A 7,758-nucleotide genomic window follows, 5' to 3' on the forward strand; every position below is an offset into this window, starting at 1 on the left:
CCATAGATGACTTCGACCATTTTGGTTATTCATGGACCGAATTTAAATTTGCTAGGAAAGCGCGAACCCGAAGTTTATGGTTATTTAACTCTAGAAGATATTAATCAGCAGCTCACTGCTCAGGCTGAAAAAGCTACTTTACAACTTGACACTTTCCAGAGCAACTGGGAAGGCGCAATTGTTGACCGAATTCATCAAGCCCAACAAGACGGCGTGCAATATATCATTATTAATCCTGCTGCCCTGACACATACCTCAGTTGCAGTTCGTGATGCACTTCTTGGCGTGGCAATCCCGTTTATTGAAGTCCACCTGTCTAACGTCCATGCACGTGAGGCATTCCGACATCATTCATATCTATCCGATAAAGCTATTGGCGTGATCTGTGGTCTAGGTGCAAAAGGCTATGCTGCCGCACTCGACTATGTCATTGAAAAAATACAATCTTCTAAACAATCTTAATTAGGAATACTGTCTCATGGATATCCGTAAAATCAAGAAGCTCATCGATTTGATGATTGAATCTGACTTACAGGCGATTGAAGTTAAGGAAGGTGATCAGTCGATTGCTCTGACTCGTCGTAATCCAGTAGTTGCAGCAGCTGTTCCTGCAATGCCTGCACCTGCAGCTGACGTCCCTGCAGCTAAATCTCCTCGTGGTGCAGTTGAAAAATCTCCAATGGTTGGCGTGTTCTATGCGGCTCCAAGCCCAGGCGAAGCACCTTTTGTAAAAATTGGCCAAACTGTTTCTGCTGGCGAAACACTGGGTATCATTGAAGCAATGAAAATCATGAACCCGATTGAAGCAACTCAAAGCGGCGTGATTGAAGAAATTCTGGTGAAAAATGGTGAAGTGATTCAGTTTGGTCAGCCACTTTTCCGTTACCGCGCCTAATCACTTCGGGGATTCATAATGTTGCAAAAAGTTTTAATTGCAAACCGAGGTGAGATTGCCCTGCGCATCGCCCGAGCTTGCAAAACTTTAGGAATTAAAACCGTCGGTGTCTATTCAGATGCTGACAAAGACCTGATGCACTTACGCTTCTGTGATGAAGCCGTGTGTATTGGTCCTGGCGCGAGCAGCGACAGTTACTTAAATATTCCAGCCCTGATTACAGCCGCTGAAATCACCAGCGCAGATGCCATCCACCCTGGTTATGGCTTCCTGTCTGAAAATGCTGAATTTGCTGAAATCGTAGAAAGTTCTGGTTTTATCTTCATTGGCCCGCGTCCAGAACATATTCGCCTGATGGGGAATAAGGTTTCTGCAATTATTGCCATGAAAAAAGCGGGGGTACCAACTGTACCTGGTTGCGATCATGCCGTGACAATTCACAATGCGCTTGCTGAAGCCAAAGAAATTGGTTTCCCCCTCATCGTGAAAGCGGCTTCCGGTGGTGGTGGTCGTGGTATGCGTATTGTAGAACGTGTAGATACCCTGCTTGAATCAGTACAAGCTGCGCAGCGTGATGCTGAAATGTGGTTTGGTGATGACACGGTTTATATGGAACGTTTCCTGCAAAAACCGCGTCACGTCGAAGTACAGGTTCTAGGCGACGGTAATGGTCATGCGATCCATTTATATGACCGTGACTGTTCTTTACAGCGTCGTCACCAGAAAGTACTTGAAGAAGCGCCAGCGCCTTACCTGCCAGAACAGGCTCGAGCTGACATTCTTGAAGCCTGTGTCAATGCTTGTAAATTGATGCAATATCGTGGTGCTGGTACATTCGAGTTCCTGTTTGAAGAAGGCGAATTCTTCTTTATTGAAATGAACACCCGTGTCCAGGTGGAACACCCTGTGACTGAAATGGTCACCGGTATCGACATCATTGAGCAGCAGTTACGTATTGCGGCTGGCTTAGGTCTGAATATCCAGCAAGAAGATGTACGTGTTCAAGGTCATGCGATCGAATGTCGTATCAACGCAGAAGATCCATCGAACTTTATGCCATCTCCTGGCAAAATCGAGACTTTCTATGCGCCAGGTGGTGCTGGTATCCGTTTAGACTCTCATATCTATCCAGGCTATAGCATCCCGCCGTATTATGATTCTATGATTGCCAAGCTAATTGCCCATGGTAAAGACCGTAAAACTGCAATTGCACGCATGAAGCAAGCCTTGGATGAAATGATTCTGACAGGCGTGAAAACCAATATTCCATTACACAAAGATCTGATTCTTCAGGATGAAAATTTCTGTGAACATGCAATGGATATTCACTATCTGGAAAAACATTTGTTAAAGCAGCTTGAAGGTGCTGAAGACAAAGAAAAAGCTTGATTTGAGACATGATCTAATAAAAAACCGCTGAAGTCAGCGGTTTTTTTATATCTAGCCTTCAATCAAGGCAAAATGCGTCGAAGCACAGCAAAACATTGTTCTGCTTTTTCATTGGCACAGAAATTAATGGTATTGGAATTCTGCCACTTCACAAAATACTGCGAAATCTCACCTGACTGATCTACCTGATTACCAGAACAGTCTTTTTCATTATTGTCGTATTTAACCTGCATAATCAGCGCTGGAATCTGTGCAGCCGGATCTTGTGAAGGCTGATAGTCATACAGCCCTGTGGTCCATTCTGAACCACTTTTAATCACGACGTTGTTATTGCCTTTAAAATTATAGTATTCAACACACTTCTTATTATCTGGAATTTCCATTCCCCATAGCCCGACAATTTCAGGACGGGTATTAATGGTAAAAGTATTCGGAACTTCGATAGGTTTCGCAATACTATTTGCAGTTTGATTATTATTTTCTGTTGCCATTAGCCAAGATGAGCTCATGAGCAAGACAAGGCTAAGACAGGTTTTTTTCGTATTCACAGGCTTCGTTTCAATCCTAATAATTAATTTTAACTTATCATATTTTTCGGGATCATATTCTGCTCTGCATCAGTTTAAATACCGAAATAAAACAAATTTTTATCATTATAGTTTAAAAACATGGATTTCCTTTTTTAATTTTTTTGTATATATTTCGTATACAAACGTATATTGATAACATAAGTAAAAACAGATTATTCCAAGAATAAAGTTGTACTTTTGGGTAAAAAGCATTTCCCAAACAAAGTGATATTTCACAAATAAAAATTAGATACAGGACTTAGATTTGCGAATACCTCGAATCACAGACCAGAACTTGAATCCTGAAACATATACCTACTTGGTCATTCTTTTCATTATTTTAGTGACTTGTTTGATTAGCATTATGACCAGGACACAGGATTACTTAGCCATACTCTGGCCTGCCAATGCTGCCTTACTGGCCATGTTTTTACGCTTCCCCCATTTAAACAATATGGGCGGGTGGCTAGGTGCTTTCTGTGCGTTCATGCTTGCTGATCTGGCGACAGGTAATAATCTTTTACAGAGTCTGTTTCTAACGCTTGCCAACTTGATTAGTACTATTGTATCGCTGTTTTTTATCCGATATTTCCAGATCAATTATAAGTACTACAATACTGGCTTCACTTTCGTGCATATGTTCGGCATCTGTGCATTCGCAGGATGCCTGGCCAGTGCAGTGTTTGCCGTTGCGACCTTACCCAATCTTCCCCATTCCTTTATGACCAAGGAAAATTTATGGATAGATTTTGGGCTGTGGTGGACAGGCGAAATGGTAAATTACATTATTGTCCTGCCGCTTTTTCTGGCCTTTCCTAGAACCAAAGATCTCAAATATTTATTTAAAAACCGCAGAAAGAAGCAGAACTCATTGAGTTATTTACTGCCAGCAGGCACGGTAATCCTGTGTATTATCCTGAGCAATATTTTTGTCGGTCCAGGTGCCCTGCTTTATCCTTTAGCAGCTTTAATCTGGGCAGCACTGACCTATCGCATCTTTACGATTGCAATTATTAATGCCTTTGTAATCATTTTGATGTATTACAGCCTGACCCAGTTCTATACCACTACACATGATACGCTGGCAGACTCGACCATTTATATCTCATTAAGGATCGGACTGTTTATGCTGGCATTGTCGCCGCTGATCCTGTGTATTATCAGTCAGAACCGTAACGACCTATTTAAACGCGTATTGTATTTGGCCAATCATGACTGTCTGACGCGGACCATGAACCGGCATTTTTTCTTCCAGAAAGGTGAATATTTACTACAACATTCCAAGAGTGTGCAGTTCTCCCTGATTATGCTGGATATTGATCATTTCAAACGTTTAAACGATCATTTTGGCCATCATGTGGGCGATAAAGTACTGCAACACTTTGCTGAAATCATCCGTTCTAATTTACGTTCTCAAGATCTGTTTGCGCGTATTGGTGGTGAGGAATTTGTCATTTTGCTTTGGGATACTAAACCTTCTAAAGCCCAATTTATTGCTGAGCGTATTCGTGAACTGGTAGCTAAAACGCCAATGTATCAACCTGATGGCTCACCTTTATCGATTACCGTGAGTCTCGGGATTACGCATCAACATGCGCCACTTTCTCAAGATTTACAGCAACTGGTCAATACCGCAGATCAGGCCTTATATCAGGCCAAACACTTGGGACGTAATCAGGTGGTGCTTGCATCCTGAACTGAAACCCTCTACAACCTTATAACAATATCAACGCTAGGGAATGCAGATGAAATTTGAAGAATACTTACAATACGATGGATTAGGACTGGCTGAACTGGTTAAAAATAAACAGATACATTCAAGTGAACTTTTATCAGTCGCTTTAGAACGTAGTGCGAATATTAATCCTGAAATCAATGCCATTATTATTCCCATGCATGAGCATGCCTTGCAGCGTACCCGGCAAGATCTGTCAGGTCCCTTTGCCGGTGTTCCATTTCTAGTCAAAGACCTGTTTCAGGAATATGCAGGTTATCCGACGTCTTATGGATGTCAGGGTTTAAAGCGCATTGGCTATATAGCTGATACCAATGCCGAGATTGTTAACCGTTGGGAACAGGCAGGTATCGTGACCTTTGGCCGTACCAACACTCCTGAATTCGGAATTAAAGGCATTACCGAGCCAGATGCCTGGGGTAGCTGTAAAAATCCGTGGAATTTAAGACATAACAGCGGTGGCTCATCAGGCGGTTCTGCTTCTGCTGTGGCAGCCGGCATTGTGCCAATTGCTGGTGCAGGTGATGGTGGTGGCTCAATTCGTATTCCGGCTTCCTACTGTGGTCTGTTTGGTTTAAAACCAAGCCGTGGACGTACACCGTGGGGGCCGCAAATGAGTGAAGCAATGCATGGTGCTGCCATTCAACATGTACTCACTAAAACTGTTCGGGATAGTGCAGCAATGCTGGATGCCACGCATGGTGAAGATCGCAGTTCACTGTTTACGATTCAACGTCCGCATACACATTATCTGGAAGTGATTCAGCAACCACCAAAAAAATTAAAAATCGCATTTAATACGCGTTCCAGCATCGATACGCCTGTTTCTCAAGATGCTATTAAAGCGGTAGAACAAACTGCCCGTTTACTGGAATCTTTAGGTCATGAAGTCGTTGAGGATCAACCGCAGATTGATGGCATGCAACTGGCTAAAGATTTTATTACGACGTGGTTTAGCCAGTTTTCTTATATGCTGAACGAAATCCAGAAAGGCTATCCATCCAGATCAGGCGATTTTGAACTGGATTCTCTGGCTCTGGCTGCTTTTGGTGCCAAAACAACGGCGATTGAATATATCCAGAATCTGACTAATTGGGGACAATATGTAACCCAGATGAATCATTTCTTTGATGATTATGATCTCTACCTGACGCCAGCCACGGCCACTGTTGCACCCAAAAATGGCGAAGTCAAGACACCAAACTGGCAGAAGCCGATTCTTAAAGCTTTATTAAAAATGAATAAGGCACATCTATTGGCACAAGGTAAGCTGGTCGATCAGATTGTAAAAGAAAACCTGCAATGGGTGCCATTCACCCAATTAGCCAATATTACCGGCCTTCCGGCAATGTCAGTACCGCTTTACTGGAATGAAGATAACCTGCCTTTGGGCTCACAGTTTATTGCACCATTTGCCCGTGAAGATTTACTGTTACAACTAGCCGCTCAATTAGAACAGGCTCAGCCCTGGTTTGATCAATATTCCAAAATCCGCATTTAATCATTCAATCGTATCTTAAACCTGCTTTTGCAGTTCGACTTTGCTGGGTAAGCCAAATACCAGCAATAGGCCCAGCAAGGTCGAGAGCGCAGCAGCAATAAAGATTGATGTTCCACCCACCTGATCCCAATAACGACCGGCTAGAATGCTGCCACTCGCCACGCCTAAGCCCCACATGGTGCTATACAGTGCCTGCCCACGGCCTTGTTGTCCGGCCGAAAAGTTCTGAAAAATAACCCGCATAGCAATCATATGAAATAAGCCAAAACTCAAAGCATGAATGGTCTGGGCAAAAAACTGTGCCAGAAATGACGATGGAAATATGCCGACTGTTAGCCATCTTAAACCAGTCATTAACAGGCATAGCATCACCAGATGACGCCATGACCAGCGTGTCAGAAAAAATGTGGCATAGGCAAACATAATGATTTCAGCAATAACCCCAACCGACCAAAGCAATCCGATCTGACTGGTACTGAATCCATTCTGGCTGAGATAGTTACTATAAAAACTATAAAACGGCGCATGTGAAAACAGCATGATCAGTTCAATCAGAAAAAAACTGTATACCACCGGACGCTTGAAAATCGGCCATAAAGCTTCGAGTTTTTTCTGTGCTGTCGGTGCTGCTGTTGGTTCTTTGATAGTGAACGACCAGAGAAAAGCCAGAAATGAGATACAGAGTAATAAGACTGGTAGCATACTAATGCTAATAATCTCAAAAATGGCACCTAAACCAAATACGCCAATAATAAATCCAATAGAACCCCACTTACGCACTTTGCCATAGAGCTCTGCCCTTTTTTCACCTAACCAGAATAAAGTTACGCCTTCAAACTGAGCCAAAATCGCATTTTGAAAGAAACTGAAAATCAGCATGAGCAAAGCGACTGACTGGAAGCTATTTGGAGTGATAAAAATCATGAACCAGATACAAGCTTCCATCCAGGTAGCTATACGCACCAGCAACATGCGTTTCCCAGATTTGTCTGCAATCCACCCCCAAATAAATGGCGCAAAAAATCGGGTGACAATCGCAATCGAAGATAAAATCCCAATTTCCTGATAATTAAAGCCTTGATCTTCCAGATACAGACTCCAGAAAGGCATGAATGCGCCCACAATCGCATAATAAAAAAAGTAGAAAAAACTGAGTCTGTAATGAATAGCTAGAGATTGCATCAGAATAGATACTCTTTCATTTCTGATAACTTAAAATAAATATAAGTTGCGCTGAGTTGCATTGAATGGGTCTCGGTTGGATCTCGATAATCTATAAGATAATCATCTATAGATTCTTCAAAGTTCTTTAACTAATTTGAGAAAAGTTAAATTTTAACTTAATACATTAGCTAAATTCTTAATTTATTCTGCTAGTTCACATATGAGCTTATCAATCGTAATCATTTGATGGATCTAAGAATTAAAATGACTGAGGTTATAACATTTAGACAGCTCAGCACTGCAAAATTCTAAGTTTTGCTCGGGCTTGTCTGTCATGGATATCACCAATAAGAAAAGAAAAAACCCTTGAACCTTACCGGATTTATCGGAGATTTTTTTATTTAAGTTAGGCCACCTGACCTAACGGGTTAATCTTATCATAGTACATTGCTTCAAACTCAAAAGGCGATACATAACCCAGTGCACTGTGTACACGCTTTTTATT

The 7,758-nt window shown here is 42.1% G+C and carries 7 protein-coding genes; 5 read left to right on the top strand and 2 right to left on the bottom strand.

Features of this window, described 5'->3' with window-relative positions; genetic code table 11:
* Positions 1 to 6: 6 nt before the first annotated feature.
* From aroQ to accC, 3 genes are read left to right on the top strand one after another with little or no spacing between them, the layout of a single operon-like run.
* Positions 7 to 462: a type II 3-dehydroquinate dehydratase gene (gene aroQ, locus B4J23_RS06955; RefSeq protein WP_004785950.1), complete on the top strand. Its 456-nt coding sequence runs from the start codon at positions 7 to 9 to the stop codon at positions 460 to 462.
* A gap of 16 nt (positions 463 to 478) precedes the next feature.
* Positions 479 to 895, top strand: a complete 417-nt coding sequence (gene accB / locus B4J23_RS06960; protein WP_004785952.1) for an acetyl-CoA carboxylase biotin carboxyl carrier protein — start codon at positions 479 to 481, stop codon at positions 893 to 895.
* A gap of 18 nt (positions 896 to 913) precedes the next feature.
* Positions 914 to 2,284 (top strand): acetyl-CoA carboxylase biotin carboxylase subunit, encoded by a 1,371-nt coding sequence (gene accC, locus B4J23_RS06965; protein ID WP_034171189.1) that lies wholly within the window; start codon positions 914 to 916, stop codon positions 2,282 to 2,284.
* 62 nt (positions 2,285 to 2,346) lie between these two features.
* On the opposite strand, the gene B4J23_RS06970 is transcribed toward accC, so the two are convergent.
* On the bottom strand, positions 2,347 to 2,793 hold the full coding sequence (locus tag B4J23_RS06970) for a hypothetical protein (protein ID WP_034171190.1): 447 nt from the start codon (positions 2,791 to 2,793) through the stop codon (positions 2,347 to 2,349).
* Positions 2,794 to 3,118: 325 nt separating this feature from the next.
* On the opposite strand from B4J23_RS06970, the gene B4J23_RS06975 reads away from it, so the two are divergent.
* Together B4J23_RS06975 and B4J23_RS06980 are read left to right on the top strand one after the other, a co-directional pair.
* Complete coding sequence (locus B4J23_RS06975; protein ID WP_034171191.1) at positions 3,119 to 4,549, top strand: sensor domain-containing diguanylate cyclase; 1,431 nt, start codon at positions 3,119 to 3,121, stop codon at positions 4,547 to 4,549.
* A 49-nt stretch (positions 4,550 to 4,598) separates the two neighbouring features.
* Positions 4,599 to 6,089 carry an amidase gene (locus tag B4J23_RS06980; protein ID WP_004785962.1) on the top strand — a complete coding sequence of 497 codons (1,491 nt, stop codon included), beginning with the start codon at positions 4,599 to 4,601 and terminating at the stop codon, positions 6,087 to 6,089.
* A gap of 15 nt (positions 6,090 to 6,104) precedes the next feature.
* Here the strand turns inward: B4J23_RS06980 and B4J23_RS06985 are convergent, their stop codons facing one another.
* A complete protein-coding gene (locus tag B4J23_RS06985; RefSeq protein ID WP_286964851.1) occupies positions 6,105 to 7,271 on the bottom strand; it encodes an MFS transporter in 1,167 nt (388 codons plus the stop codon).
* Positions 7,272 to 7,758: the final 487 nt, after the last annotated feature.

It is taken from the genome of Acinetobacter sp. UBA3025 (genome assembly GCF_002367915.1).
Classification (GTDB): domain Bacteria; phylum Pseudomonadota; class Gammaproteobacteria; order Pseudomonadales; family Moraxellaceae; genus Acinetobacter.